We start from the raw sequence: 25,072 nt of genomic DNA on the forward strand, positions 1-25,072 counted from the left end.
TGGGGTCCGAAGCGGGACCTGAGGTGCGGCGTGTGGTGCGTCCGGAGGCGGGTTCGGCGACGGGGCCGGGCCTAGAGGTGGGAGAGCACCAGCCCCGCGCCGCCCAGCAGCGCCACATCGTCCACGGCCGCGCCGCTCACCAGCACCTGCGGCAGCTCGGCCCCCGCGGAGGCTCCGGCCGAGGCGACGTCGGAGCGCAGCCGTTCCTCGATCAGCGTCCGGAACCGTTCACCGCCCTCGCGCGCCTCGCCGTGCAGGACGAACAGCCCCGGCGCGAACAAGTGCTGGACGTTGATCAGCCCCAGGGCGACGTTCTCCGCGTACTCCTCGACCGTCCGGCGGGCCGCCTCGTCGTCGCGCTCCACCAGCGCGGCGAGGGTGGCGCCGTCGCCGAGCCCGGCCGCCCGCGCGCGCTCGCGCAGCCAGCGCGTGGTGGCCACCGTCTTCCAGCAGCCGCGCCCGCCGCAGGTGCACGCCTCGCCGCTGGCCGACACCGTCATATGGGCGCCGCTGCGCCCGCCGGCCGGGGCCAGCACCTGGCCGTCGTACAGGATGCCGACGCCCAGCACCTCACCGGTGGACACCGACGCGAACGTACGGCGGCCACGCCCGGCGCCGAACCACCGGTCGCCGAGCACCTGGAGCCTGGCCCGGTGCTCGACCCGTACCGGGGCGCCGGTCAGCGCCGCGAGCCGGGCGGTCACCGGATAGCCGTGCAGCGCCGGTACGTCGTTGACCTCGGTGATCAGACCGGCGCCGGGATCGACGATCCCGGCCGCCGCCACGCCGACCCCGACCGGTTCGTACCCGGCGAAGACCTCGGCGGCCAGCGCGAGCGCCGCGTCGATGTCGGCGGGCAGGGCCGTGGCGGCGTCGTACGACGCCTCGGCCCGGCGCAGCACCGCGCCGGACATGGTCAGCACCGCCGCCCGGACCCGTCCGGGCACCAGTTCGACAGCTCCGAGCGTCCGCGGCGGCCGGGGCGCGACCGTCCCCGGCGCGGGCTCGGGCACCAGCCGCAACGGAGAACCTTCATGGACCATGCGCCGACTCTGCCACGACACGGTTTCCGGGAGGTAGCGCTGTGAGAGATCTGACCCGGCTGACCTGGCGCGAAGTCCGCGGGGCCGGGGCGACCGGAATCGCCCTGCTGCCCATCGGATCGCAGGAGCAGCACGCCGCCCACCTGCCGATGGGCACCGACACGCTCCTCGCCGAGGCCGTCCTCGACGCCGCCGCCGCGCTGCTCGACCGGGACCCGACGCCCTCGGAGCTCGTACGGCTGCCCGCCCTCCCGTTCGGCCACAGCCCGCACCACCTGTTCGCCGCCGCCGTCTCGCTGTCCGCCGCCACGCTCGGCGCCGTACTCGACGACGTCCTGGACTCCCTGGTGACCAGCGGTTACCGGCGGATCATGGTCGTCAACGGGCACGGCGGCAACGACGAGATCATGCGGCTGGCCGTGAAGCGCTTCGCGCTGCGCGCCGACGTCACCGTCGCGGCCTGCTCGTACTGGACGGTCACGTCCGGTGACGGCGAGCCCGACGGGGGCAGGCCCGAGGTGACTCCGGGGCACGCGGGCTGGTTCGAGACCTCCCTGATGCTCGCCGCCCACCCGGAGCTCGTCCGTACCCCGGTCGCCGCCCGCGCCCCGGTCGATCCGCCGCCGCTCTTCGACAACCCGCCGTATCCGGGCCTGACCGTGGAGCGCCACGGCGAGTGGGCGCGGGTCGGCGGATCGACCGACGACGCCTCCGGCGCGGACGCGGGGGCCGGGCGCCGGCTGCTGGCCGACCGGGCGGTGGGGCTCGCGCGGGCGATCAGGGCTTTTGACGAGGCGACGGCGGGGGTTTTTGACGAGGCGACCGCGGGGCCTTTTGACGCGGCGACCGCGGGGGCTTTTGACGCGGTCACCGTACCCGCGGCCGACGACGTGACCACTGTCCCCGCGGCCGACGCGGCCACCGCTGTCCCCGACGCGGCCACCATCCGAGCTGAGGAGAAGAATGAAGATCACTGACGTCGACGTATGGGTGGTCAATCTGCCCCTGCTCAACCCGTTCACCAGCTCCTTCGAGACCAAGACCGGGGAGACCAGGACGGTCGTGCGGATCCGCACCGACGACGGTGTCGAGGGCTGGGGCGAGACGATGTGGGGCCGGCCCGTCGCGGCGATCGTCCGGGCGATGGCCGACGATCTGATCGGCACCAGCCCGTTCGCCCTGGAGAGCTTCCACCGCAAGCAGCACATGGTGCCCTTCTTCCACGGCTACCTCGGGTACGCGGCGATCGCCGCCCTCGACGTGGCCTGCTGGGACGCCATGGGCCAGGCCACCGGCCAGTCGCTCACCGACCTGCTGGGCGGTCCCGTACGCGACGAGGTGCCGATCACCGCCCTGGTGACCCGCGCCGACGCGCCCGGCGCGAGCCCCGCCGCCCTGCCGGGACAGCTCGCCGAGCACGCGACGCGGGTGGTCGAGGAGGGCGGCTTCAGCGCCGTCAAACTCAAGGGCACCACCGATGTCGCGGGCGACGTGGCCATCCTGCGGGCGCTGCGCACCGCCCTGCCCGGCATCAATCTGCGGGTGGACCCGAACGCGGCCTGGTCCGTACCGGACTCGGTACGCGCCGGGATCGCCCTCGAGGAGCTGGACCTCGAATACCTGGAGGACCCCTGCGTCGGCATCGAGGGCATGAGCCAGGTGAAGGCGAAGGTCCGGATACCGCTGTGCACCAACATGTGCGTCGTACGGTTCGAGGACTTCGCCCCCGCGATGCGGCTCAACGCGGTCGACGTCATCCACGGCGACGTCTACAAGTGGGGCGGTATCGCCGCCACCAAGGCGCTCGCCGCCCACTGCGAGACGTTCGGGCTCGGCATGAACCTGCACAGCGGCGGTGAGCTGGGCATCGCCACGGCCGCGCATCTCGCGGTCGTCTCCAGCACCCCCGTGCTCTCCCGCGCGATCGACAGCATGTACTACCTGCACGCCGATGACATCATCGAGCCGCTGCACCTCGCGGACGGCCGTCTGCGAGTACCCACAGGGCCCGGCCTGGGAGTCAGCGTGGACGAGGACAAGCTGCGCCACTTCGCCGAGGCCAACGAGCGGGACGGGGATCTGACCGGATGACCAAGGAAGCGGTACACACCGCCCACGCGCCCCAGCCCGCGGGCGCCTACAGCCAGGGCGTCGTCGCCGGCGGCTTCCTCTACACGGCCGGCTTCGGCCCCAAGGACCCCCTCACCGGCGAGGTCCCCGAACTCGTCGGCGACCAGACCCGCCAGGTCCTCCGCAACCTCACCGCCGTCCTCGCCGAGCGCGGCCTCACCCTCGACGACGTCCTCAAGGTCACGGTCCACCTCCAGCACCTCCACCGCGACTTCGCCGCCTTCGACGCCGCCTACCGCCCCTTCTTCACCGCCCCCTACCCCGTCCGCACCACCGTCGGCTCCGACCTCATGAACATCCTCGTGGAAATCGACGTCGTCGCCCTCCTCCCGACCGCCTGAGCCGCCCGCTCCGACGGTTCTCCGCGGTCCGTCGCGGCCGATACGGGGATCCCTCCCCCGGCCGCGGCGGAACCGTCCGGAGCGTCGGCGGCCGAAGCCGTACGCGCCGCGCTGAGCGGTGGTCCGCGTGAAGAGCGACGCGGGGTTCGACTCCCCACCGGACAGCGCAGCTCAGCACCGCGTACGGGTAACGGCGTACGTCACCCAGCACGGACCGGCACGGCGCTCGGTCGGCGGGCGGGGGCCGCCACCGGATGGCTCTTACTTCCGACGCCTCAGCAGCCTTTCCAGGTCTTCCGCCGCTTCGGGCAGCCCGGCGTCCGCGGCTTTCCTGAGCCAGCTCTCGGCCTGAGCGAGATCCCCGGTGTGCCATGAGCTGACTCCCAGCTCGCGCATGGTGGCGGGATCCCCGGATTCGGCGGCCTTGCGCCGCCATATTCCCGCCTCTACACGATTCCCGTCCCGTTCGAGCAACCGCCCAAGTTCCCTCATCGCGTCGGGTCGCCCGGCGCGCGCCGCCTCGCGGTACCAGTGAACGGCGCCGTCGCTGTCACCGAGCCGCTTGAGTCGGGTGGCCTCGTTGACCATCGCGGCCGGATCGGAGATGCCCGAGTGTGCCCGGTTCCTGGCCAGTGCGAGACGGCCGACCGTATGGGTGTTGCGCAGCTCGGGCCGCGGATGCCCCTTGCTGGGCAGAACCCTGGCGAGGTGCTCGTGAATGGCCTGCAGAGTGAGGAATTCTGCGGCGTCGGTGGTCCCGTGCCTCATGAGATCCAGCAACTCGCCGGTGTATGCGGTGTGGCGTGCGCCGACAGGAGCGTTGGAAGGGCGATTCGCCGGCGAGGACGTCAGGGTGCAGGTGCCGGCCACCTCCAGGTGGCCCGCCACTACGGAACTGGTCGTGGCCATCGCGCCAATGGCCAGGCCGGAGAAGCAGCAGTCGAGAATGAGGACTCTGTTGTTCGCCCGCGCGTTCGCCAGCGTACGGCGTATCAGAGCGAACGGTATTCCCGTCCACGCCACCAGATCCGGTTCGCTGGAGGTTCCGGGCAGGGACAGATACAGCTCGCCGTCCGGGCCGATGAGGCCGTGACCGGCGTAGTAAACGAGCAGGAGGTCCTCGGCCTCATCGGCGGCGGCGGCCAATCGGGCTCCGATGGATGGTGCGTCAGCGAGCTCGGCGGTCGGCTCCGCTTTGCCGCGCCGTGCGCAGTGCTTGTCCGGGAGGGCTGTCCCCCACGGGCTGGTGAGCACCTCGGCCAGGTCGTCGATGTTGTGTGTCACGGCGGGCAGGTCCGTCAGCGCGGGATCGGTGAACGTGTCGAAACCCAGTAGCACCGCTCGGGACCGCAGCGGGTCGGGCAGGCGCATTCACCGCTCCAGGACGCGTCGGAGCAAGGGTTCCAGATCCGCCGCCGGCACGTCGCGCAAGGAGATCTTGACGTTCTGCCCGCTGGGGCCGGTCACCTCGATGTCCGCCGAGGGCCGGCGATGCCTGATCCACACGGACACCGACGCCGCCAGGACAGTCCCGGCTCCCTGAGCGCCGAGGGCCACGATCAGGACTTCGGAGATCCCGCCCATGTGGCCGGGGCTCGGCTCGGGCGGCTCGATGGCGGAGCAGCCGCGGAGCTCGTCCTCGCGCGACAGCCAGTCGGCCAGCCCTGTCAGATCCGCCCGGGCCGTTTCACCGGTCAGCCGTATGTACGCCTGCATCGCTCTCCCCTTCAGGGCGTCCCCTGTTGAGGACTTCCGCGGTTCAATTCCCGGGCCCGTGCTGTGCTTCCAGTACGGCCTTGAGATCTGTCACGGCATTGGGTACTCCGGCGTCGACCGCTTTTCTGCACCACCGCTCCCCGGCGGCCACGTCCCCCTGCGTGGCCAGGAGAATACCGAGCATCGCCATACAACTGCCGTTGCCGACGGCGGATCCCCGGCGGAGCCACATTTCGGCATCCTCCAACTCGCCTCGATTCATGCGCAGGTTGGCCACGAGGTACATGCCGAATTCGTTACCGGCCTGGGCGGCTCGCTCGTACCACCGATCGGCCTCGTCCACGTCCCCCTGCTGCCTCGCCAGCGACCCGGCCTTGACCATGGCCAAGGTGTTCCCGGTGGCAGCGGACTTCCAGTACCAGAAAAGCGCGTCGGCCGTGGCACCGCGCTTTTCGAGCAGATAGGCCAGCCGTGGCATCGAATCGTCGATCCTGGCTTCGCTCGCCTCCCTGTACCACTGTTCCGCCTCGGCCACGTCGCCTCGCTGTTCCAGCAGGGTGCCCAGGAAGTGCATCGCCGTCGGCACTCCCTCCTCTGCCGCGTGCCGGAACCACGGTTCCGCCTCGGCCGGCCGCTGCTGCTCCGCCAGCAGCGACGCCAGCATCAGCGCCGAGCGGAGGTGACCGGTCTCAGCCCCTCGCCGGTACCACTCCTCGGCCTCGACGAGCCGTTCCTGCTGATCGAACACGTTCCCGAGGCTGAGCATCGCGGGGACGTGTCCCTCGCCGGCGGCCCACCGCAGGAACTTCTCGGCCTCGGCCAACTCACCGCGCTCACACAGCAGCGAGGCGAGCAGGGTGAGCAGATCGGCCATGAGCGTGCGCCCCTGCTTCTCGGGCAGGTCGTCCGCCTTCGCCAAAACCCCGGCGCCTTCCCGCAGAAGCCGCTCCGCCTCCGCCGAGTCACCGCTCTGTACCGCGATGCGCGCGAGATCCCTCATCGCGTCGCACCGCGCCAGAACCTGGCCCGCGTCGTCAGAACCCGCCGCTCTGCGCAGCCACTCTCGCGCGTCGTCGAGACGGCCGCTCTGCTCCAGCAGCAGCCCACCGCGCCACATGGAGAAGACGTCACCACGATCCGCCCCCTTGCGGTACCACTCCTGGGCGTCCGCGAGTTCACCGCGCTGCTCCAGCGCGGATCCCACGTTGCCCATCGCGGGCACGTTCCCCGCGTCAGCGGCCTGACGGCTCCAACGCTCCGCTTCCGCGGACTCCCCGCGCTCCTGGAGGATCCCTCCGAAGCGGAACATGCCCTCTGCATGCCCGGCTTCGGCTGCTCGCCGAAACCACCGCTCGGCTTCTGAGCGGTTCTCCCGCTTCTGGAACAGCCAGCCCAACTGGATCATCGCGTCCGGATCGCCGCCCTCTGCGGCTTCCTCGTACTGCTGTTCCGCCTGCTCTTCCATCGGGTCCCGTTCGTCGCGGCGGCTCAAAGGCGGCCTTTGGCGAGATCGTCCAGCATGCTCTCCTTCACGGGTGCCAGGCCGATGCGCTCGATCAGGCGCTTCGCGGTGCGCTTGTCCGTCGTCGCCAGCGTCCTCGCCATGTTGGCGAACGCGCCGTCCCGTTCGTGATCCGTCCTGATGGTCAGCGCGATGCGCTCGGCTTCACGGGCGTTGACGGCGACCAACTGCTCGGCCAGTACGCGGACAGAGAAGTCCCGACCGTTCTGCACGATGTGGTCTTCGTAGGTGACGGAGTTCGCGATGCGTTCGGCCTCGGCGATGTCGCCCGGACCGATGGCCACCTGAACGGCCAAGTCGGTCAGGGCGGCTGCTCTCTGCCGCGCATTCGGGACGGCGCGGGCCATTCGCTCGGCCTGACGTATTTCTTCTCTGAGGCGGCGTCCCACCATGGCTTCCCCCTGAGGCCCGGGTGACTGCGTTGCTTTTGATGACAGCACGTCAGGTGCGAGGCCGCAAGGGGCGGTGAAGACCTCCACCGGCTCACGGCCGTGACCCTGCACCGGTCATCCGGTCCCGTGCGGTGCTGCTGCACGCGGCGACCAGGTCGCGCATCGTCGGCAGCGGTGGTGATCCGGTCTCGCTGCTCGTCGGTGGGCGGACCAGCCAGGTGGCGCCGTCGCGGATACCGATGACCGGGTGGCGCAGCTCGTTCGAACCGATCGTGTTGCCGCGCGTGCCGGTGGGGGGCAACTCCCTCATGGCGCGTCCTCCGTGGTGTCGTGGTGCGGTTCGTGCGCTTGCCGTCACCGCCGCCGCGCGGGTCGGCGATCGGGCTGAACTGCACTGCCGCCAAACGCAGTTGGCTGTCCCCGCCGTTACCGCTTGCGTCACGGTCGGCGAGGACGGCGACGACGGTGACGCGGGAGTCGCCCCTGGCGCGTTGGCCACGGTGCGCGCAGTCGTGGCGGGCGTGGCCGATTCCGATCACGGTGTCCCCGTGGACGCGGATGGAGTCGAGCGTCCAGCCGAACGCGTACGTCACGAGGTCGCCGCCGCGGTAGTGATCGAGGCACTGCCCGCGGTCGAGGACGAAGCCGAACGGTCCCGACCGTGGTGAGGTCATCGGTGACGAGCGCGGCCAAGGCGTCGGCGTCGCCGGTACGTTCGGCGTCGGCCCAGCGGTCGGTGAGTTCGGTGAGCGACGCGGCGGGGTCGCCCGTTGCGGTCGTCATGACACTCTTCTTCGTACGGGTGCGGGTACGGGCGTGGGCGCGGGCGCGGCGTCGACGGGTCGGTGACGGACGCCGTCAGAGCCAGTACGTGTCGTGACGGCGCATGAACTCGTCGCGCTCCGCGTCGCCCATCGGGTCCTCGGCCAGGGGGGCCAGCCGCTCGGAGTACTCCTCGCGCGGAGCGCCCGCTGAGAACAGCAGCAGCATCGAGGCGGCCTCGCCGGAGTCGTTGCGGAAGCCGTGGACGCCGCCGGGCGGGATTAGGATCTCTAAGCGTTGGATATCAAACGATTAGGTCAGCAAGGATCCGTTGTAGACTCGCGGCCATGCCAGCGCCGCAGGGCCCGCCGTTCGGGATGCATCTCACCCGGGTGGCGAAGGTCGTCTCAGGACAGTTCGACGCGGCGCTCACCGCTGCCGGTGGGTCGCTGCCGGTGTGGCTGATCCTGATGTCGCTGGAGACGACACGGTTCGGCAACCAGCGCGGTCTCGCCGCCGCCATCGGCATCCACGGCGCGACCCTGACCCACCACCTCAACGCGATGGAACGCGACGGCCTCCTCACCCGTCGACGTGCCGACGACAACCGCCGCGTCCACGTCGTCGAACTCACCGAGACCGGCCACGCGCTCTTCCTCCAACTCCGCGACGCCGCCGTCGACTTCGACCGCCGCCTCCGGCTCGGCTTCACCCCCGCCGAACTCGCCGCCGTCTCCGCGGCCCTCGACCGCCTCGCCTCGAACGTCACCGACTGACCACCCGCCGCGCGGTTCCGCGGCCCCCCGCCGCCATGACGGGCCGACGCCGTATTGCCCGGTGAGAGGCTGAGGACACGAAATCCGAACTCGTGGAGTGCTGCCCCCGCACGCTTTCCCACGGGCCACGGCGTCGTTCACGAGGAAGCACGGGGGTTCCGACCTGCGGCGGGTGTTGGGTGGAGCGACGGCCGAGCAGACGTTACCTGCCGAGCGGACGGCCGCCCGCGGCAACGGCGAACGCGGCATCGGGGTCCGACGAGGGCGCGTCGCCCGCGAGTGCGTGGCCGATCCGTAAGCCTCTACCCGAGATCCGGTACGGCGCTGGCGTGGGCGGCCAGGACGCGCCAGGTGCCGTCAACGTGGATCCAGGTGCGGGTGTAGCGAAGGCGCGCCTTGAACGGATGTCCGCCGGCGGTGCCTTCAAGCCCGGCCAGTACGCGGGTGATCCCGGTGGAGTCCACCACGGTCACGTCCAGGTCCTGCTGCTCGAAGACCTCGACGGCCAAGGTCCCGGACCTGTGCGCCCCCAGGTCCTCCTCCTTCGTCACGGTGCTGCCGTCCGGCCCCGTGTAGACGACACGGTCGTCCAGGAGCACGTCCAATGCCCGCGCATCACCTGATCGAACCGCGGCCTGCAACCTCTGCTCGGCATCGTGAAGAGCGGCTTCAAGAGCCACCTGATCCATCCCCATCCCCATCCTCCTCGCCCTGCCGACCTGCCGCCCTGCGAATCCTCCGCCGATCGCGACGGTACCCACCTCGCCGGATCCACCGGTCACAGCATCGAGGGGCTGGCGGAGACAGCTGGAACGGTCACCGCCGCCGTACGAGATCCGCCCCAGCCTGATCCCGGTCGATTCGCGTCGTGGCCGGCGAGCCTTCTGGAGGATATGGGTTTCGAACCGGTGAGGGGTTGCCTTCAACACGCTCTCCGACGTTCTGCTTTGGTGTGCGCCGGGGCGTGGATGGTCTGAGCTGGGCCGGGGTGGTGGCTCCAGGGCTTGCTGGACGCTCGTGGACGGGGGCGAACGCCCCCGACCTGCAACCTTCGGGGGTGCGGGCGCCGGCCCTGTCAAGCCGGTGTGTCGTGTGGTGGGCTGGGTTCAGCAATCTGGGTCTGGGGGAGATGTGGGTCTCATCCCTGCTGCTTCTGCCGGCTGCGCTCGTGGGTTGGCCGTCTGGACGTTGGTGCGGCCAGCGCGGGCAGGTTCGCGTAGCCGGGCCCCTCTCGGTGGCCGTAGGCTGGGCGACTGCATGTCGGCGCGAGGGCGGAAATACATGTTTTGCGGCTTTCTCTGAAGTTGGTTCTGTGCGGCCTGCGTCCACGCAATGACTGCAGGTCAGACAGCTTGCTCCCCGCGCGAGCGGGGATGGACCCCGATCTGGAGTTTCCGCCAGGCAACGGCGACGCTGCTCCCGCGCCCGCGGGGATGGGCCCGCCACCTCCCTGCACAGCGCAGTGATCAAATACCGCTCCCCGCGCCCGCGGGGATGAGCAGCCGGATCTCCGGCGTGCCGTTGACCAGCGGCAACTCCTCGTTGTGCGCGGTGGAGCCCTGCATCGGCACGAAACCGCAGATCTTCGCGGACTCGCTCTCCAGGTGGTCGCCGACGCGGGTGAAGGCAATGGAACGGGTCAGGCCCCGCATCCGCAGCGGCACCACCAGGCGACCGCCGGGCATGAGTTGGTCGATCCACGTCGGCGGGACGTCCCAGGCGTCGACGGTCACCATCAGGACGTCGACCTTCCCCAGGTCGGGGATGGGCTGGGCGGCGTCGGCCGTGACGACGGTGACCCGGCCGTAGCCGTGCGCGTCCAGCAGCGGGCGGGCCCGGTCGGTCACGACGGGATCGATGTCCACCGTGGTGACCTGGCCGTCGGCACCGCCGCGTACGGCTCGTACGCCTTCCTCACGCTCACCTCGGAGGTGAAGGCGTGCCGGGGGACGGCGCGCATCACGGCCTCGACCTCGGGAGTGGTGATCCACCCCTCCGCACAGAGGGTGTCCGTGACGAAGCCGGACCCCGGTTGCAGCCGTTGCCGAGACCCACGCAGCCTGCGACGTCGCCGAGCGCGTCCACTCCGGACGCGTGCGAGAGGGCATGGCCGAGCTGTACGCCTACACGGTGGGTCACGGAACTTCGGCACCCGTACGAGAAGCGCGCGCTAGGCTCCGCGAGCAACTCGCCGACTGACAAGGAACGCTGTGACCATCCTCGCCGTGACCGGCCACATGGACCTCACCGATGCTTCTGTCCCCCTGGTTCGCGCAGCCCTCGGCGAGTTGATGAGTGACGTGGCAGACGGTGAACTGGTCGGCGTCTCCTGCATCGCCGCCGGGGCGGACTCCTTGTTCGCCGAAGCCGTCCTCGACGCCGGCGGAAGCCTCGTCGCCGTGATCCCTTCCCGCGACTACCGCGAGACGAAGGTCAAGGATGCGCACGCCGCCCAATTCGACCGGCTTTTGGCTGCCGCCACCGAGGCAGTGGTGATGGACCACGCCACCGCCGGTCGCGACGCGTACGAAGCCGCCAACAGCGAATTGCTGCGCCGGGCCGACCGTCTTGTCGCCGTTTGGAACGGCATGCCGCCCGGCACCAAAGGCGGCGGCACCGCCGACGTCGTCGAAGAGGCCCGCGCCCTCGGCATCCCCGTCACCGTCATCTGGCCGACGGGAGCCGCACGGCGTATCGCGTGACCTCAACGCGTCCCTACTGTCGCTCCCAGCACGCGAGTTGCGAGTGGCGGTGCTACTCGGTCTGCCACCAGCCTCGTCCCGTGTGCCAGTCGCTCGCCCAGGCCAGGAAGTCGCCTGCACGCTGATCATGTGGAGCATCGGCGTAGGGCGCGGCGCATCTGTCTCTGAGCCACTAGACCTGGCCGCGTTGCGGCCCGGCCACCACCAGGGTCCAGTACGCCCCTGGTCTGCCTTTGCCCAGCAGCGCCGAGCCGTGCAGGTAGGTCTCGTGGAGCAGCGGCGAGTGGAGGGGGTGGTCGGAGTAGTCGTACTCCCATTGCCACTCCTTGGTGAGGGGGAAGGCGATGCCGGGCACCCGTGCGGCGGTGTTGTCGAACGGCTCGGGGCTCATCCAGCAGTCCGCCTCCCAGACGAACCAGTTGTCCGGGTTCTCTCCCAGGGGCAGCAGACCGCCTTCGTCGGGCTGGGAAGATCTCGGCCAGGAGGGCGGTCGCACTCGACGTCGCATCGTCCCCGCGCCATGGATATCAACGGGGGCCGACACTCTGACCCTGGCCAGGGTGAGGGTCAACTTACGTGTTCATCAAACCGCTGGGCGGCCCGCTGAGCCCGAACACGGATTACCACGACTGGAAACGGCCCTTGGTGGGAGCCGGGTACGTATGCCAGCATGCGGGCGCGGTGCCTGCATGTGCCGGAGCCATGCTCAAGGACGTGGCGCGGAAGATCGCTGAAGCAGTCTGGGGGCGCCCCGCTGCGCCCACTGTGGGCAAAAAACCAGGACAATGGGGGCTGGGAAGACACCGATGGCCCCCACCGCGAACGGTGGGGGCCATCGGCATATTGCCCGGTGAGAGCAATGGCGGAGGATACGAGATTCGAACTCGTGAGGGGTTGCCCCCAACACGCTTTCCAACTTTTCGTCCGGGAGTTCCGCAGGGTTCGCATCCGTTCTGACCTGCGGTATGGGGCCGAACGGCAAAGTGCTTGGACCCCGACGAACGGCACTGAATGCAGCCCAAACTGCAACCCTCCGGCTCGTTCGCCGGACGGCCAACCATGCGTCAACACCCGCTCGTGTCCGAGCCGTCGAGTAGTCTCCCGGAGAAGGCACGGGGGGCCGCGCATTCGCAAGCCGTAGAGAACAGGGAGCCAACAGTGGTTCGGGGTGGGTTAACGTGGTGGCAGTTATCGGACCTGCATTGGCCAGCCGATCCGTCCATGGAGTTGCAGCGGTACATTGACAACCTGCTACGGCACCTCCGCGAGTCTGTGGCCACCTCGGGGTGTCCTAATTTCGCCGTCTTCACCGGCGACATCGCGTACTCGGGCCAGTCGAAGGAGTACGACTCGGTCGGCGAGCGCCTCATGGCGCCGCTGCGTGAACTGCTCGGCGACGAAGTCCCAATGCTCTTCGTTCCGGGCAACCACGACATGGACCGCGACGAGGCGCTGATCAAGCAGAGTCGGCTTGTCACCGACCTGGCGGACCCGGCCGCCGTCGACGCCTTCCTCGGGAATCCACGCAACCGTGCGAACTTCGCCGACCCGTTCCGCAGTTACTCCGACTTCGTGGCGCAGTGGGGTCCCGCCGGGACGGACGACGCCTACCGCTGGACTCACACCTTCACCGCGGCGGGCCGCAAGCTCACCGTTCTGGGCCTGAACTCGGCCTGGGCCGGCTTCTATCACGCAACGGACGCTGTCACGGAAAGCGACCGCGGCCGACTGCTGCTCTCCATCGACCAGGCCCCGGAGCCCGCCGAGGATGCCGACTTCACCTTCTTCGCGCAGCACCATCCGTTCGAGTGGTTGAACGAGGACATCTGCGACCCGGCGGTACAGAGCCTGCGCCGGAACTACCAGGTCGGGCTCTTCGGGCATGTCCACAGTCCGCGAGAGCTTGGACAGCTCAGCTCGCCCCACTCCACCGTCCTGCGTATCCCTTCGATGCTGCTATTCGGGCGGCCGCACGGGGACGACTCTGCTCGTTACCCCCGTGGCTACAGCGTCGGCGCCGTCGAGGTCGCGACCGGCGAGTGCTGCGTGCGGTACTTCAAGTACGACAGCGTCTACTCCCAGTCGTTCAAGGAGTTCACGGACGTCTACGCCGATGACGGGAAGCCGCCGACGGCCGTTCTTAAGCCGCGCCGCGCGGGTGCTGAGTCCGCAGCACGGACGGGGACGGGCGCTCGCTTCCGGTTCAACGACGCGCTGCCGGAGATCGCCCGGCTGCGCGAGCGGGTGCCAGAACTTACCGACTGCGACCGCGACGTGCGGCACGGACTCGACATACTCCAAGCGTCCGTCGAACTCGTCGACCGACACGACGGCCTGACTCCCTACCTCCTGGACAGTCCCTCCTTCGCGTTCGCGTACGTCCTCGCTGAGCTGTCGGTGGTCCGGGCCCACGCCGCTGGCGGCGTCCAGGCGCAGGCCGACTTCAGAGTCGCTTCCTGGCTTAAGGACGACGCGGCCCGGCTCTTGGGCGCCGTGCCGACCGGGGCGCCCGACCTGGAAGAGTTACTCCGGGTGGTCGATCACGTCAGTGTGGCGGAGCCGAGCCGGATCCGGACCGTCGGCGACCTGCGCCGTGCCCCGGTAGCCATGGCATTCGCCTACCTCTGGGGCCTCGCCCGGTTGGCCCAGCTCCTGGATAACCCCGGCTTGATCGACGGCACCGGTACGGTCGATCAGGCTGGTCGAAACGTGCTCTCCGTGCATGAGGCCCCGAACGGTGGCGACGTCCTCGTGTTCGACCTCGCGACCACTGAGCGCCGAACCTTCCACTTGGCCTCAGAGGCCCTGCACGCTGTCCGCCGCTACTTCACCGAACTGGACGACCTCTGGCGCAAGTGGCAGCTGATCCACCCGCTGCTGCGGTTCGAACTCGACACGCCCAACTGGGCGGACCGGAGCGTGAACCACCACGAGATCCGGGTCGACCCGCGTCCAGTGACGGAGATTCTGATGGGTCGGGCGCTCTACGGCGACCGTCAGCACGTGTGGCTCCGGGAGCTCATCCAGAACGCCTTGGACGCCACGGCCATGCGGGCGAAGAGCGGCGAGGCCGGCTACACCCCCGCCGTCCACGTCGAGCGGCGGAGCGAACACGTCGTGGTCATCCGCGACAACGGCATCGGGATGACCTACCAGCAGGTGGTGAACCAGCTCTCCGTGCTTGGGCGCTCAGGCTGGCGGAGTTCCGCGGAGGCCCAGCAGCCCGCCGACATGCCGGCGTTCTTCGGGCGCTTCGGGATCGGGTTCGCCTCTGTTTTCAGCGCCGCCGCAGCGGTGGACGTCCGCACCCGCACCTTGGGCAACCGCCCTGTTGACGGCGTCCTGGTCCAGTTCACGGCCCCCGACCGGCCGTTCTACACGGACTTCACCACCTGTGACATCGGCACCGAGATCACTGTCACGTTGACCGAGCCGATCAAGGCGTCCCAGTTCAAAGCCGCGCTGCAGGACCTCTTTGCCTACCTGCCGGGCTTCCTGCACGCCTCGCCCGCGCCGGGCATTCCGAACTCTCTGACCACGTTCTCGGCCGTCAGACGGCATGGGAGCGAGCTAGGCAGGTGGGACGTCCTCACCCGCGAGGGCCGCGCCCAGGTCGGGGCCCACGAGGCCGGTTTCAAGGTCGAGCTCCTGCACGATCCCCAGCCGCACCGCGGCAGGAGCGGACGCGACACAAAGGAACCCAATTTCATCGCCATCGGCTTTACCTCGCTGACGTTTTCCGCCGACGGTGTTCGCATCAGTGAGCGCAAGACACTGCGCCCGTCGAAGACCAGCGATTTGGACAGATACCGCGCGACCGAACACGACCTGAACCTCAGCGGTCTCTACCTGACCATCGACTTCGCTCGCGACCACGCGCCGGTGCTGGCGTCCCGCAACGAACTAGGGGCGCCTGATGAGCTCCAGGATGAGATCGAGCAGCTCCTCATCAAGGAACTCGTCAACCTCGTCCCCGATCTGGTCCGAGCAGCGGTCGCCAGCGCCCGTCGGCGGGAGGACCGGCGCCGGGCGGTAGTCCAAGCCCTCAGCGATGTCTTCCGACCCAATGATCGCTTCTCGCGGAATACCACGTTCCATCACATCCCCGAGCTGGACCGGGCCTGCACCCAGGCGTATCTCGCGAACTGCCCGGTGCTGGTCGCCTCGGCCGATGGGACCATGCGCCACCTGTCGCTGTCCGAGGTCGATCCTCGGGTCTGCTCGGTCGTCGTGGCGAAAGGGCTCACGGAGACCCCGGTATTCCCGGCCTTCGTCCGAGCCGAGCAGATCGACCAGTGGCTGGTCGCGATGGACAACAGGGAGATCATCCTGGTCAATCAGGCATGGCCGCACGACGCTTCACTGAAGACCGTCGATTCGGCCTCGCAACTCACCGAAAACTTTCAGGCCGTCCTACCCGAGTCACGCACCGGGAACCTGTGGCGGCTCCTGCGTTCGGACTACGCGCTCTCCGAGAGCACGGCTTTCGGCCCGTCCCTCTCCCTTCCGCTGCCCCAGCAGCGCGGCGCGAGGTCAGTCACCCGGGCCCAGGGCATCGAGCGTCGCCGCGCTGCGACCTCTATGAACGATCGGCCTCGGGTGTTTCTCAACTTGGCCCATCCGGTCATCCGAGCACTGGAAGCGTCGGTGAGCCGCAGCGACCGCGAGCCCTCGGCTGAACGGGCGGTCACCGCGATTCTGGACAGCCTCTGCGAACAGGTCATCGATGAGGACCGCATCACCGTGAGGCGGAGCCGGTGGCGCATGACTCAGGAGGAATTGGCGCGGCTCACCGGCGGCGACTTCACTCACCTGGCTGTTGAGGACCTATGAGCGCCAGTGGGGCGGCTCTGTCTGGGGGCCGCCTCACCCAGGCCAGCGCGACACCTCACTGTCTCTGGAACCGGCCGCGTACGCGGCCAAATAATGGGAGGCGCCATCCATGCCCCTCGGACGCCGGATCTTGGACCTCAAGCTTCCCCCACTTACGGTCGGCACGGCGCGACCGGAGGACCGGCTTGCCACCATCACGGCCCTGTTCGCTCACGCCGAGCGCTACACCATCGAGGCGATCGACTGGTACCTCACCAAGCGGAGGCGTCCCGCGCAGTGGTCACGACTACTGCGGAGCATCGCGGTCGGCGCTGCCGTGGTCGGTGGCATCATCCCATTAGTCCACAGCGCGTCACCCGGCCTGATCACTCCCGACTGGGGATTCGTCTTCCTTGCGGTCGGCGCCGGGTGCGTCCTCTTCGACAGGGTCTTCGGCCACTCGACCTCCTGGAGTCGATTCGCGCGGACCGGGATCTCCCTCCAGCACGCGCTGGCCCTGGCTCAATCTGAATGGGTATCCGTGCTAGTGACGCTCGATCCCGCCCAGCCCGGGAAGGAGGAGCTGCGGGATCTCCTCTCAGTGGTCAAGCGCCTGCAAAGCAAGGTGCACGAGATCATGCAAGAGGAGACGTCCGGCTGGATCGGCTACCTCGCTGAGGGGTTGGAAGAGCTGAACTTCACTGCGGTGAACCGTAGTTCACGCGGTGTCGTCCCTGGGCAGGCCACCGGAGCCCCCTAACGCTGCCTCTTTGGTCATCGGCGGAGCCACGTGCGAGGGGTGGAGTGCGAAGCCTAGTAGGCGATGGTCAGCTCGTCGGTGGGCATGGCCAGGTCGAACCAGTGCTTAGGCAGCTGATACAGCGCTCGAACGCGTAGGCATGCGCGAGCGGGGATGGACCCGAGGCGCCGTACGCGGTTGAGGAGGTGCGGTGTCTCCTGGAGGTGGCCCACAGCCAACGGAGCATTGCCTGTTGGGTCGTCGCCCTGGCGCTCAGGCTCAAGTGGGCGGACGTTGACTTCGGCCTCGGGGTGTTGGTCGTCCACCGAGGGCGGTTGCGGCCCCGGTACCGGCACGACTGCGTTGTCCCCTGCCACCATAAGCCCGGTCACTGCCCTCAGAAGGTCGATATCCGCCATGAGACGAAGGAAGCCAAGTCCTGTGCCGGACGGTGGTCCATCGGTGTTCCCAGCGAGCTGATGAAGCTCCTCACCCAGCACCGCGACCAGCTGGACCACGAATGCTGGCTCGCCGGGGACCTGTGGGGCGATACGTCTTCACTGCGCCGACCGGAGAGCCGCTCAACCCCGACACCGACCGCCACCAGGTGGAGGAGCTATTTGAGGCTGCTGGGCTTCGTGATGGGCGCCTGCATGACGCCCGCCACACCCTGGGCTGAAATCAAACCCATCTCGTCAGCCCGCATGCGCCGCCGCTACCGCCGCCTCGCCTGATCGTGGGAACTGCAACCCTGAACGTCGTTGGCCCCCGCTGCAAGCAGCGGGGGCCAACGACGTATTGCCCGGTGAGAGCAAGTGCGGAGGATACGAGATTCGAACTCGTGAGGGGTTGCCCCCAACACGCTTTCCAAGCGTGCGCCCTAGGCCACTAGGCGAATCCTCCGGGAGGAACAGTACAGGGCGTGGGGGGGTGGTTGCGAACTCGATGGGGGGTGGGGGATCGGGTAGGGTGGGCGGCAGCCCCTCACGTGGCGCTATCTCGCTGAACTCCCCCAGGGCCGGAAGGCAGCAAGGGTAGGTGGGCTCTGGCGGGTGCGTGGGGGGTCTTTGCGTGGGCCGGCGGGGATGACGGGGCCGGATGTCGGTGGGCCCGGATAACCTCGTAGGCGTGTCCCTTGCTCTGTACCGCCGCTACCGTCCCGAGTCCTTCGCCGAGGTCATCGGACAGGAGCACGTCACTGACCCGTTGCAGCAGGCGCTGCGGAACAACCGGGTCAATCACGCGTATCTGTTCAGCGGGCCGCGAGGCTGCGGGAAGACGACGAGCGCGCGGATCCTGGCGCGGTGCCTGAACTGCGAGCAGGGGCCGACGCCGACGCCGTGCGGGGTGTGCCAGTCGTGCGTGGACCTGGCGCGGGGCGGCGCGGGGTCGATCGACGTGATCGAGATCGACGCGGCGTCGCACGGCGGTGTGGACGACGCCCGTGATCTGCGGGAGAAGGCGTTCTTCAGCCCGGCCAGCAGTCGGTACAAGATCTACATCATCGACGAGGCCCACATGGTCAGCCCGCAGGGCTTCAACGCCCTGCTGAAGGTGGTCGAGGAGCCCCCGGAGCACCTGAAGTTCATCTTCGCGACCACCGAGCCGGAGAAGGTCATCGGCACGATCCGGTCGCGTACGCACCACTATCCGTTCCGGCTGGTGCCGCCCGGCACGTTGCGCGACTACCTGGCGCAGGTGTGCGAGCGCGAGGCCATCGCCGTGGAGGACGGGGTGTATCCGCTGGTCGTACGGGCCGGGGCCGGGTCGGTCCGTGACTCGATGTCGGTCATGGACCAGTTGCTGGCGGGCGCGGCGGCCGACGGCGTGACGTACGCCATGGCGACCGCGCTGCTCGGCTACACGGACGCTGCGCTGCTCGACGAGGTGGTGGACGGGATCGCCGCGGGGGACGGGGCGGCGGTCTTCGAGATCGTCGACCGGGTGATCGAGGGCGGGCACGACCCGCGCCGTTTCGTCGCCGACCTGCTGGAACGGCTACGGGACCTGGTGATCATCGCGGCCGTCCCGGACGCCGTGGACAAGGGCCTCATCGACGCGCCGCGCGACGTGGTGGAGCGGATGCAGGCGCAAGCCTCCGTGCTGGGCGCCGCCGAGCTGAGCCGCGCCGCCGACCTGGTCAATACGGGGTTGACGGAGATGCGCGGCGCCACCTCGCCCCGCCTCCAACTGGAGCTGATCTGCGCCCGCGTGCTGCTGCCCGCCGCCTACGAGGACGAGCGCTCGTTGCAGGCCCGCCTGGAACGGCTGGAGCGCGGCGTCGCCGCCGGGGTCTCCGCCGGATTCGCCCAGGGCGGCGGCCCGTCCAGCGGCACGGGTACGGGCACGGGTACGGGTCCGGCTGCGGGCGCGCCGCAGGCCGTCGGACCCGCCGCCGCCAGGGCCGCACTCGGCGGCGGCCGTACCTCGGGCGAGAACGGTACGGCGTACGCCCCCGCCCAGGCACCGCCCCCGCACCAGGTCCAACCGCAGGCCCAGCCCCCGGCCCCCGCCGTACCCGCGTACGTACCCTCCGAGGCACCCGGCGCCGAGGCCGCCGCGCCCGCCGCACCGCCCGTGCCGCCGCCCCCCGCCCAGACACCCCCGGCCCAGGTGCCGCCCGCCCAGGCACCCCCCGCCCAGCGCCCCGGTGCCTGGCCGTCCGCCGCCTCGCCCGGCCAGCCGCAGAACCGGACCCCGGCGCAGCCCCCGGCTCAGGCGCCCCCGCCCGCCGCGCCGCAGACCCCACCGGCCCAGGCCCAGGCCCAGGCCCAGGCGCAGGCCCCCGCCCCGACCGCCTCGCTCGGCGACCCCAGCCGGGTGCGCCAGATGTGGCCGGACATCCTGGAGGCGGTCAAGAACCGCCGCCGCCTGACCTGGATGCTGCTGTTCAACAACGCCCAGGTGGCGGGCTTCGACGGGGAGACCCTCCAGGTCGGCTTCGACAACCCCGGCGCCCGCAACAGCTTCGCGAACAGCGGCAGCGAGGACGTACTCAAGGCCGCCATCAGCGACGCGCTCGGCGTGCAGTGGAAGATCGAGGCGATCGTGGCCCCGAACGGGGGCGGCGGCGCCGGGAGCGCGGGCGGGCAGGGCGGAGGCGGCGGTTACGGAGGCGGCGGTGGCGCCCCCCGTCCCTCGGGCCCGCCGCAGCCGCCGGCCGGTCGCCAGGGGCAGGACCGGCCCCAGGGCGCCCCGAGACCGGACTTCCAGGCCGGACCCCCTTCGTCCCAGGGCCAGGGACAGGGATACGGGCACGACCAGGGGCCGGGCCAAGGCCAGTACCAGTCCCACTCCTCGTCCCAGGCACCGTCCGCGTCCTACCAGTCCGGGCCGCCCCCCATGGACGACATGCCGCCTCCGCTGGAGGACGACGTCCCCGAGGACGACGACCCGGATCTCGTCGACTCCGCGCTCAGCGGCCACGACCTCTTCGTACGGGAGCTGGGCGCCACGGTCATAGAGGAGATCGCGCACGACTGAGGGCGCGGCGCACAGGGCGCGGCGCACAGGGCGCGGCGCACAGGGCGCGGCGCACAGGGCGCGGCGCGGGGCCCGACCGCGTCCGCGGCCCAGGACTCTCGGCCCAAGACCCGACCCGTCCCCGGCCGAGTTCACCACCGGATTCGGGCACCCCACCGCTGGTGGACGCGTTGTACTCCCGTCGGGTGGTCTCCGCCCGGTTCCGATCCTCCGTACGGCGTAGGGCGCTGGGCCGTACGAACACGTAGGCTCGCCCTGTCACGAAAAAGGTGGCACCGCACCGCAGACGCCAGTCAGGAGTGAAACCGTGATTCCCGGTGGTCAGCCGAACATGCAGGCGCTGCTCCAGCAGGCCCAGAAGATGCAGCAGGACCTCGCCACGGCCCAGCAGGAGCTGGCCGAGACCGAGGTCGAGGGCTCCGCGGGCGGCGGCCTGGTCACCGCGAAGGTGACCGGCGCCGGTGAGCTGCGCGGCCTGGTCATCGACCCCAAGGCGGTCGACCCCGACGACACCGAGACGCTCGCCGATCTGGTGGTCGCCGCGGTGCACAACGCGAACGAGGCGGCGCAGGCGATCCAGCAGGCCAAGCTCGGCCCGCTCGCCCAGGGGCTGGGCGGCATGCCCGGCCTCCCGTTCTGACCCCTCCGGAAACCCCACCGGAGAACCGCAGAAACCGTGAGGAAGGCTCGTCGGCGTGTACGAAGGCGTGGTCCAGGACCTGATCGACGAACTGGGCAGGCTGCCCGGCGTGGGTCCCAAGAGCGCCCAGCGGATCGCCTTCCACATCCTTCAGGCCGATCCGGCGGACGTACGGCGCCTCGCGCACGTGCTGTCCGAGGTGAAGGCGAAGGTGCGGTTCTGCGGGGTGTGCGGCAATGTCGCGCAGGACGAGCAGTGCCGGGTCTGCCGTGACCCGCGCCGCGACCCCTCGGTGATCTGTGTGGTCGAGGAGCCGAAGGACGTGGTGGCGGTCGAGCGGACCCGCGAGTTCCGCGGGAAGTACCACGTGCTCGGCGGCGCGATCAGCCCGATCGAGGGCGTCGGCCCCGACGACCTGCGGATAAGGGAGCTGCTGAGCCGTCTCGCGGACGGCACCGTCACCGAGCTGATCCTCGCGACGGACCCGAATCTGGAGGGCGAGGCGACAGCGACGTACCTGGCCCGGATGGTGAAGCCCATGGGACTGCGGGTCACGCGACTGGCCAGCGGCCTCCCTGTGGGCGGTGACTTGGAGTACGCGGACGAGGTCACGCTGGGGCGGGCCTTCGAAGGGAGGCGGTTGCTGGATGTCTGAGACCGTGACGAAGAAGCAGGACCAGGGCCAGGGCCAGAAGCAGGCCCAGGCGCAGGGCCAGAGGCAGGACCGGAAGCAGAAGCAGGACCAGATGCGGGGTCGGGCACAGGACGTGGCGGGCAAGGAGCAGGAACCGGACGAGTTCGCCGTACAGATCGCGGACCAGATCGAGAGCTTCATCCTCTCGGTCCGCGAGGTCGCCAAGGGCGACGATCCGGACAGCGCGGTCCCGTACCTGCTGCTGGAGGTCTCGCAGCTCCTGCTGGCCGGCGGCCGGCTCGGCGCGCACGAGGACATCGTCCCGGACGAGCGGTACGAGCCGGACGTCGGTCCCGAGCCGGACGAGGACGACCTGCGGCAGCGGCTCGCGGCACTCCTCGAACCGATCGACGTCTACTCCGAGGTCTTCGACCCGTACGTGCCGCGGTCGACGCCGGTGGCCTGCCGTATCTCCGACGACATGGCCGATGTCGTGGCCGATCTCACACACGGCCTCGCGCACTTCAGGGCCGGGAGGATCTCCGAGGCGCTGTGGTGGTGGCAGTTCTCGTACCTGTCCAACTGGGGCTCCACGGCCAGTGCCAGCCTGCGCGCGCTCCAGTCGCTCGTGGCCCACGTACGGCTGGACAGCCCGCTGGACGAGCTGGACGGCCTGGACACCGGCGGCGACGGGGACGACGAGGAGGAGCTGGCCGAGGAGGCGGGCAAGGTCATGGAGGCCGAGCTGGGGACGCTGGGGCTGCGCCCGGCGACGTAGGACGCTCTCGCGCCTCCGGCCGTAAAACTTGCGGCTGATCACGCCTCGGGCGACGTATCTCACCATGCGATACGCGCGGGGCGGATCGTGCCTGCTCGTTAAACTGGGCCGACCGCAACAACCCCTGGAAATCCCCCGGCACCCCCTGGGAATCCCTGAGCGAGGAGCGCACGTGGGCCTTGTCGTGCAGAAGTACGGCGGCTCCTCCGTCGCCGATGCCGAAGGCATCAAGCGCGTCGCCCGACGGATCGTCGACACCAAGAAGGCGGGCCACCAAGTGGTCGTCGTGGTGTCCGCGATGGGCGACACGACGGACGAGCTGATCGATCTCGCGGAGCAGGTGTCACCGATTCCCGCGGGGCGCGAGTTCGACATGCTGCTGACCGCCGGTGAGCGCATCTCGATGGCGCTGCTGGCGATGGCGATCAAGAACCTCGGGCACGAGGCGCAGTCGTTCACCGGCAGCCAGGCCGGGGTGATCACCGACTCGGTGCACAACAAGGCGCGGATCATCGACGTCACGCCCGGCCGTATCCGTACGGCGCTTGACGAGGGCAACATCGCGATCGTCGCCGGATTCCAGGGCGTCTCGCAGGACAAGAAGGACATCACCACGCTCGGGCGCGGCGGCTCGGACACCACCGCGGTGGCGCTGGCGGCGGCGCTGGACGCCGAGGTGTGCGAGATCTACACGGACGTCGACGGCGTCTTCACGGCCGACCCGCGGGTGGTCAAGAAGGCCCGCAAGATGGACTGGATCGCCTTCGAGGACATGCTGGAGCTGGCCAGTTCCGGCTCCAAGGTGCTGCTGCACCGGTGTGTGGAGTACGCGCGCCGCTACAACATCCCGATCCACGTACGGTCGTCGTTCTCCGGGCTGCCCGGCACCTGGGTGAGCAGCGAACGGCCCGCGAACCTTCCGCGACCGCAGCAAGCGCGTGCCGCGTACGAGTCAGCACAGGGAGACAGTCCGATGGAGCAGGCGATCATCTCCGGCGTCTCGCACGACACGTCCGAGGCCAAGATCACGGTGGTCGGCGTGCCGGACAAGCCGGGCGAGGCGGCGACGATCTTCCGGGCCATCGCGGACGCCGAGATCAACATCGACATGATCGTCCAGAACGTGTCGGCCGCGGCCACCGCGCTCACCGACATCTCCTTCACGCTCCCCAAGGCCGAGGGCCAGAAGGCGATGGCGGCGCTGACCAAGGCGCAGACGGTCATCGCCTTCGACTCGCTGCGCTACGACGACCAGATCGGCAAGATCTCGCTGGTCGGCGCGGGCATGAAGACCAACCCCGGTGTCACGGCGACCTTCTTCGAGGCGCTGTCCAACGCGGGCGTCAACATCGAGCTGATCTCGACATCCGAGATCCGTATCTCGGTGGTGACCCGGGTCGACGACGTGAAGCCCGCCGTGCAGGCCGTGCACTCGGCGTTCGGCCTGGACAGCGACAGCGACGAAGCGGTCGTCTACGGAGGGACCGGGCGATGAGCGCCGCGCCGCGACCGTCGCTCGCCGTGGTGGGGGCGACGGGAGCGGTCGGCACGGTGGTGCGCGAACTCCTCAGCACGCGCCAGGACGTGTGGGGGGAGATCCGGCTGGTCGCGTCCGCGCGCTCGGCCGGGCGGCTGCTGCCGGTGCGCGGCACCGAGGCGGAGGTCGTCGCGCTCGACGAGGCGGCCTTCGACGGGATCGATGTCGCGCTCTTCGACGTGCCCGACGAGGTGGCAGCGCGGTGGGCGCCGATCGCGGCGGCCAAGGGCGTGGTCGTGGTGGACAATTCGGGCGCCTTCCGGATGGACGACGAGGTGCCGCTGGTGGTGCCCGAGGTCAACGCGCACGCGGTACGGATGCGCCCGCGCGGCATCGTCGCCAATCCCAACTGCACGACGCTGTCGATGATCGTGGCGGTCGGCGCGCTGCACGCCGAGTTCGGGCTGACCGAGCTGATCGTCTCGTCGTACCAGGCGGCCTCGGGCGCCGGGCAGGCCGGGATCACGGCGCTGCGCGACCAGATGACGAAGGTCGCGGGGACGGAGGCGGGCACGCAGGCGGGTGATCTGCGCCGCACGGTGGGCGACTTCGGGCCGTTCGCGGCGCCGCTGGCGCTCAATGTGGTGCCGTGGGCGGGCTCGCTCGCGGGCGACGACGGCTGGTCGTCGGAGGAGATGAAGGTACGCAACGAGTCGCGCAAGATCCTCGGGCTGCCCCGTCTGCGGGCCACGGCGACCTGCGTACGGGTGCCGGTGATCACGACCCACTCGCTGTCGGTGCACGCGCGGTTCGAGAACGAGGTGACGGTCGCGCGGGCGCACGAGATCCTGCGGAACGCGCCGGGTGTCGTGGTCTCCGACGACCCGGGGCAGGGTGAGTTCCCGACGCCCGCGGACGCGGTCGGCACCGATCCCACGTGGGTGGGGCGCGTACGGCGCTCGCTCGACGACCCGTGCGCCCTCGAACTGTTCGTCTGCGGCGACAATCTGCGCAAGGGCGCGGCGCTGAACGCCGTCCAGATCGCCGAGGTGGTGGCGGCGGACATCGCCGTCTGAGGCCGCTCGGGCGCGTCCTCGGCAATGTGCCCGGGGACGAAGTTGCTGG

23 protein-coding genes, 1 tRNA gene, 1 other RNA gene and 2 pseudogenes are annotated in these 25,072 nt (G+C 69.8%); 17 read left to right on the forward strand and 10 right to left on the reverse strand.

All coding sequences use genetic code 11. The annotated features are described in order from the left end of the window. Positions 1-71 precede the first annotated feature (71 nt). Positions 72-1,043: an ROK family protein gene (locus ACIO6U_RS13335; protein WP_355335832.1), complete on the reverse strand. Its 972-nt coding sequence runs from the start codon at positions 1,041-1,043 to the stop codon at positions 72-74. A gap of 41 nt (positions 1,044-1,084) precedes the next feature. Between ACIO6U_RS13335 and ACIO6U_RS13340 the strand changes: the two are divergent. The 3 genes and pseudogenes from ACIO6U_RS13340 to ACIO6U_RS13350 form a co-directional block, all read left to right on the forward strand. Then, positions 1,085-1,843 (forward strand): annotated as a pseudogene (locus ACIO6U_RS13340) (creatininase family protein); the annotation flags it as partial. Positions 1,844-2,006: 163 nt separating this feature from the next. Continuing rightward, positions 2,007-3,134, forward strand: a complete 1,128-nt coding sequence (locus ACIO6U_RS13345) for a mandelate racemase/muconate lactonizing enzyme family protein (protein ID WP_401718391.1) — start codon at positions 2,007-2,009, stop codon at positions 3,132-3,134. Further along, on the forward strand, positions 3,131-3,514 hold the full coding sequence (locus ACIO6U_RS13350; RefSeq protein WP_401718394.1) for a RidA family protein: 384 nt from the start codon (positions 3,131-3,133) through the stop codon (positions 3,512-3,514). Before ACIO6U_RS13345 ends, ACIO6U_RS13350 begins: the two co-directional genes overlap by 4 nt. Positions 3,515-3,775: 261 nt before the next feature. Here the strand turns inward: ACIO6U_RS13350 and ACIO6U_RS13355 are convergent, their stop codons facing one another. Genes ACIO6U_RS13355 through ACIO6U_RS13370 form a run of 4 tightly spaced genes read right to left on the reverse strand, consistent with a single transcriptional unit; the run spans position 3,776 to position 7,144 of the window. Next, on the reverse strand, positions 3,776-4,885 hold the full coding sequence (locus ACIO6U_RS13355) for a caspase family protein (RefSeq protein ID WP_401718397.1): 1,110 nt from the start codon (positions 4,883-4,885) through the stop codon (positions 3,776-3,778). Further along, a complete protein-coding gene (locus ACIO6U_RS13360; protein ID WP_401718400.1) occupies positions 4,886-5,230 on the reverse strand; it encodes a hypothetical protein in 345 nt (114 codons plus the stop codon). A 43-nt stretch (positions 5,231-5,273) separates the two neighbouring features. Beyond that, positions 5,274-6,695, reverse strand: a complete 1,422-nt coding sequence (locus ACIO6U_RS13365) for a tetratricopeptide repeat protein (protein ID WP_401718403.1) — start codon at positions 6,693-6,695, stop codon at positions 5,274-5,276. 23 nt (positions 6,696-6,718) lie between these two features. Further along, a complete protein-coding gene (locus ACIO6U_RS13370) occupies positions 6,719-7,144 on the reverse strand; it encodes a hypothetical protein (protein ID WP_401718406.1) in 426 nt (141 codons plus the stop codon). 131 nt (positions 7,145-7,275) lie between these two features. Here ACIO6U_RS13370 and ACIO6U_RS13375 point away from each other — a divergent pair, with 131 nt between their 5' ends. Next, the gene (locus tag ACIO6U_RS13375; RefSeq protein WP_401718409.1) at positions 7,276-7,812 is read left to right on the forward strand and encodes a hypothetical protein; all 537 of its coding nucleotides are present in this window, start codon (positions 7,276-7,278) and stop codon (positions 7,810-7,812) included. Between the two features lie 190 nt (positions 7,813-8,002). Here the strand turns inward: ACIO6U_RS13375 and ACIO6U_RS13380 are convergent, their stop codons facing one another. Next, positions 8,003-8,134: a hypothetical protein gene (locus tag ACIO6U_RS13380; RefSeq protein WP_401718412.1), complete on the reverse strand. Its 132-nt coding sequence runs from the start codon at positions 8,132-8,134 to the stop codon at positions 8,003-8,005. A 119-nt stretch (positions 8,135-8,253) separates the two neighbouring features. Between ACIO6U_RS13380 and ACIO6U_RS13385 the strand changes: the two genes are divergently transcribed. Then, positions 8,254-8,682, forward strand: coding sequence for a MarR family winged helix-turn-helix transcriptional regulator (locus ACIO6U_RS13385; RefSeq protein WP_355335884.1), 429 nt, complete (start codon positions 8,254-8,256; stop codon positions 8,680-8,682). 302 nt (positions 8,683-8,984) lie between these two features. On the opposite strand, the gene ACIO6U_RS13390 is transcribed toward ACIO6U_RS13385, so the two are convergent. Then, on the reverse strand, positions 8,985-9,383 hold the full coding sequence (locus ACIO6U_RS13390; RefSeq protein WP_401718559.1) for a nuclear transport factor 2 family protein: 399 nt from the start codon (positions 9,381-9,383) through the stop codon (positions 8,985-8,987). Positions 9,384-10,148: 765 nt separating this feature from the next. Next, a complete protein-coding gene (locus ACIO6U_RS13395; RefSeq protein WP_401718415.1) occupies positions 10,149-10,547 on the reverse strand; it encodes a hypothetical protein in 399 nt (132 codons plus the stop codon). A gap of 345 nt (positions 10,548-10,892) precedes the next feature. On the opposite strand from ACIO6U_RS13395, the gene ACIO6U_RS13400 reads away from it, so the two are divergent. Beyond that, entirely contained in the window at positions 10,893-11,384 is a 492-nt protein-coding gene (locus ACIO6U_RS13400) for a hypothetical protein (protein ID WP_401718418.1), read from the forward strand. Positions 11,385-11,556: 172 nt separating this feature from the next. On the opposite strand, the gene ACIO6U_RS13405 is transcribed toward ACIO6U_RS13400, so the two are convergent. Further along, positions 11,557-11,880 (reverse strand): hypothetical protein, encoded by a 324-nt coding sequence (locus tag ACIO6U_RS13405; protein WP_401718421.1) that lies wholly within the window; start codon positions 11,878-11,880, stop codon positions 11,557-11,559. A gap of 71 nt (positions 11,881-11,951) precedes the next feature. On the opposite strand from ACIO6U_RS13405, the pseudogene ACIO6U_RS13410 reads away from it, so the two are divergent. The 4 genes and pseudogenes from ACIO6U_RS13410 to ACIO6U_RS13425 all read left to right on the forward strand — a co-directional run. Continuing rightward, positions 11,952-12,174, forward strand: a pseudogene (locus ACIO6U_RS13410) (site-specific integrase); the annotation flags it as partial. A 269-nt stretch (positions 12,175-12,443) separates the two neighbouring features. Then, on the forward strand, positions 12,444-16,217 hold the full coding sequence (locus ACIO6U_RS13415) for a metallophosphoesterase (RefSeq protein WP_401718561.1): 3,774 nt from the start codon (positions 12,444-12,446) through the stop codon (positions 16,215-16,217). A gap of 130 nt (positions 16,218-16,347) precedes the next feature. Further along, a complete protein-coding gene (locus ACIO6U_RS13420; protein WP_401718424.1) occupies positions 16,348-16,956 on the forward strand; it encodes an SLATT domain-containing protein in 609 nt (202 codons plus the stop codon). 458 nt (positions 16,957-17,414) lie between these two features. Next, positions 17,415-17,669 (forward strand): hypothetical protein, encoded by a 255-nt coding sequence (locus ACIO6U_RS13425; protein WP_401718427.1) that lies wholly within the window; start codon positions 17,415-17,417, stop codon positions 17,667-17,669. An 84-nt stretch (positions 17,670-17,753) separates the two neighbouring features. Here ACIO6U_RS13425 and ACIO6U_RS13430 read toward each other — a convergent pair. Then, a tRNA-Ser gene (locus tag ACIO6U_RS13430) sits at positions 17,754-17,838 on the reverse strand. Between the two features lie 75 nt (positions 17,839-17,913). On the opposite strand from ACIO6U_RS13430, the gene ffs reads away from it, so the two are divergent. The 7 genes from ffs (at position 17,914) to ACIO6U_RS13465 (ending at position 25,023) form a co-directional block, all read left to right on the forward strand. After that, an RNA gene (gene ffs / locus ACIO6U_RS13435) (signal recognition particle sRNA small type) lies at positions 17,914-18,004 on the forward strand. Positions 18,005-18,033: 29 nt separating this feature from the next. Beyond that, positions 18,034-20,418 (forward strand): DNA polymerase III subunit gamma and tau, encoded by a 2,385-nt coding sequence (locus tag ACIO6U_RS13440; protein WP_401718430.1) that lies wholly within the window; start codon positions 18,034-18,036, stop codon positions 20,416-20,418. A 307-nt stretch (positions 20,419-20,725) separates the two neighbouring features. Continuing rightward, the gene (locus tag ACIO6U_RS13445; RefSeq protein ID WP_391042507.1) at positions 20,726-21,058 is read left to right on the forward strand and encodes a YbaB/EbfC family nucleoid-associated protein; all 333 of its coding nucleotides are present in this window, start codon (positions 20,726-20,728) and stop codon (positions 21,056-21,058) included. Positions 21,059-21,113: 55 nt separating this feature from the next. Continuing rightward, the gene (gene recR, locus ACIO6U_RS13450; protein ID WP_355335946.1) at positions 21,114-21,713 is read left to right on the forward strand and encodes a recombination mediator RecR; all 600 of its coding nucleotides are present in this window, start codon (positions 21,114-21,116) and stop codon (positions 21,711-21,713) included. 91 nt (positions 21,714-21,804) lie between these two features. Then, entirely contained in the window at positions 21,805-22,470 is a 666-nt protein-coding gene (locus tag ACIO6U_RS13455; RefSeq protein ID WP_391043543.1) for a DUF5063 domain-containing protein, read from the forward strand. Positions 22,471-22,642: 172 nt separating this feature from the next. Beyond that, positions 22,643-23,965 carry an aspartate kinase gene (locus ACIO6U_RS13460; RefSeq protein ID WP_355335948.1) on the forward strand — a complete coding sequence of 441 codons (1,323 nt, stop codon included), beginning with the start codon at positions 22,643-22,645 and terminating at the stop codon, positions 23,963-23,965. Further along, a complete protein-coding gene (locus ACIO6U_RS13465) occupies positions 23,962-25,023 on the forward strand; it encodes an aspartate-semialdehyde dehydrogenase (protein WP_401718436.1) in 1,062 nt (353 codons plus the stop codon). Before ACIO6U_RS13460 ends, ACIO6U_RS13465 begins: the two co-directional genes overlap by 4 nt. Positions 25,024-25,072 lie beyond the last annotated feature (49 nt).

Origin of the sequence: Streptomyces sp. NPDC087422, assembly GCF_044744145.1 — a bacterium.
GTDB lineage: Bacteria > Actinomycetota > Actinomycetes > Streptomycetales > Streptomycetaceae > Actinacidiphila.

What these genes read in the sequence shown, in the direction of transcription:
- ACIO6U_RS13335 (WP_355335832.1), bottom strand. Translation starts at nt 1,043, where the DNA reads ATGGTCCATGAAGGTTCTCCGTTGCGGCTGGTGCCCGAGCCCGCGCCG.
- ACIO6U_RS13425 (WP_401718427.1), top strand. Translation starts at nt 17,415, where the DNA reads ATGAAGCTCCTCACCCAGCACCGCGACCAGCTGGACCACGAATGCTGG.
- ACIO6U_RS13365 (WP_401718403.1), bottom strand. Translation starts at nt 6,695, where the DNA reads ATGGAAGAGCAGGCGGAACAGCAGTACGAGGAAGCCGCAGAGGGCGGC.
- ACIO6U_RS13370 (WP_401718406.1), bottom strand. Translation starts at nt 7,144, where the DNA reads ATGGTGGGACGCCGCCTCAGAGAAGAAATACGTCAGGCCGAGCGAATG.
- ACIO6U_RS13355 (WP_401718397.1), bottom strand. Translation starts at nt 4,885, where the DNA reads ATGCGCCTGCCCGACCCGCTGCGGTCCCGAGCGGTGCTACTGGGTTTC.
- ACIO6U_RS13380 (WP_401718412.1), bottom strand. Translation starts at nt 8,134, where the DNA reads ATGCTGCTGCTGTTCTCAGCGGGCGCTCCGCGCGAGGAGTACTCCGAG.
- ACIO6U_RS13390 (WP_401718559.1), bottom strand. Translation starts at nt 9,383, where the DNA reads ATGGGGATGGGGATGGATCAGGTGGCTCTTGAAGCCGCTCTTCACGAT.
- ACIO6U_RS13385 (WP_355335884.1), top strand. Translation starts at nt 8,254, where the DNA reads ATGCCAGCGCCGCAGGGCCCGCCGTTCGGGATGCATCTCACCCGGGTG.
- ACIO6U_RS13465 (WP_401718436.1), top strand. Translation starts at nt 23,962, where the DNA reads ATGAGCGCCGCGCCGCGACCGTCGCTCGCCGTGGTGGGGGCGACGGGA.
- ACIO6U_RS13440 (WP_401718430.1), top strand. Translation starts at nt 18,034, where the DNA reads ATGTCGGTGGGCCCGGATAACCTCGTAGGCGTGTCCCTTGCTCTGTAC.
- ACIO6U_RS13455 (WP_391043543.1), top strand. Translation starts at nt 21,805, where the DNA reads ATGCGGGGTCGGGCACAGGACGTGGCGGGCAAGGAGCAGGAACCGGAC.
- ACIO6U_RS13415 (WP_401718561.1), top strand. Translation starts at nt 12,444, where the DNA reads ATGCGTCAACACCCGCTCGTGTCCGAGCCGTCGAGTAGTCTCCCGGAG.
- ACIO6U_RS13350 (WP_401718394.1), top strand. Translation starts at nt 3,131, where the DNA reads ATGACCAAGGAAGCGGTACACACCGCCCACGCGCCCCAGCCCGCGGGC.
- ACIO6U_RS13360 (WP_401718400.1), bottom strand. Translation starts at nt 5,230, where the DNA reads ATGCAGGCGTACATACGGCTGACCGGTGAAACGGCCCGGGCGGATCTG.
- ACIO6U_RS13345 (WP_401718391.1), top strand. Translation starts at nt 2,007, where the DNA reads ATGAAGATCACTGACGTCGACGTATGGGTGGTCAATCTGCCCCTGCTC.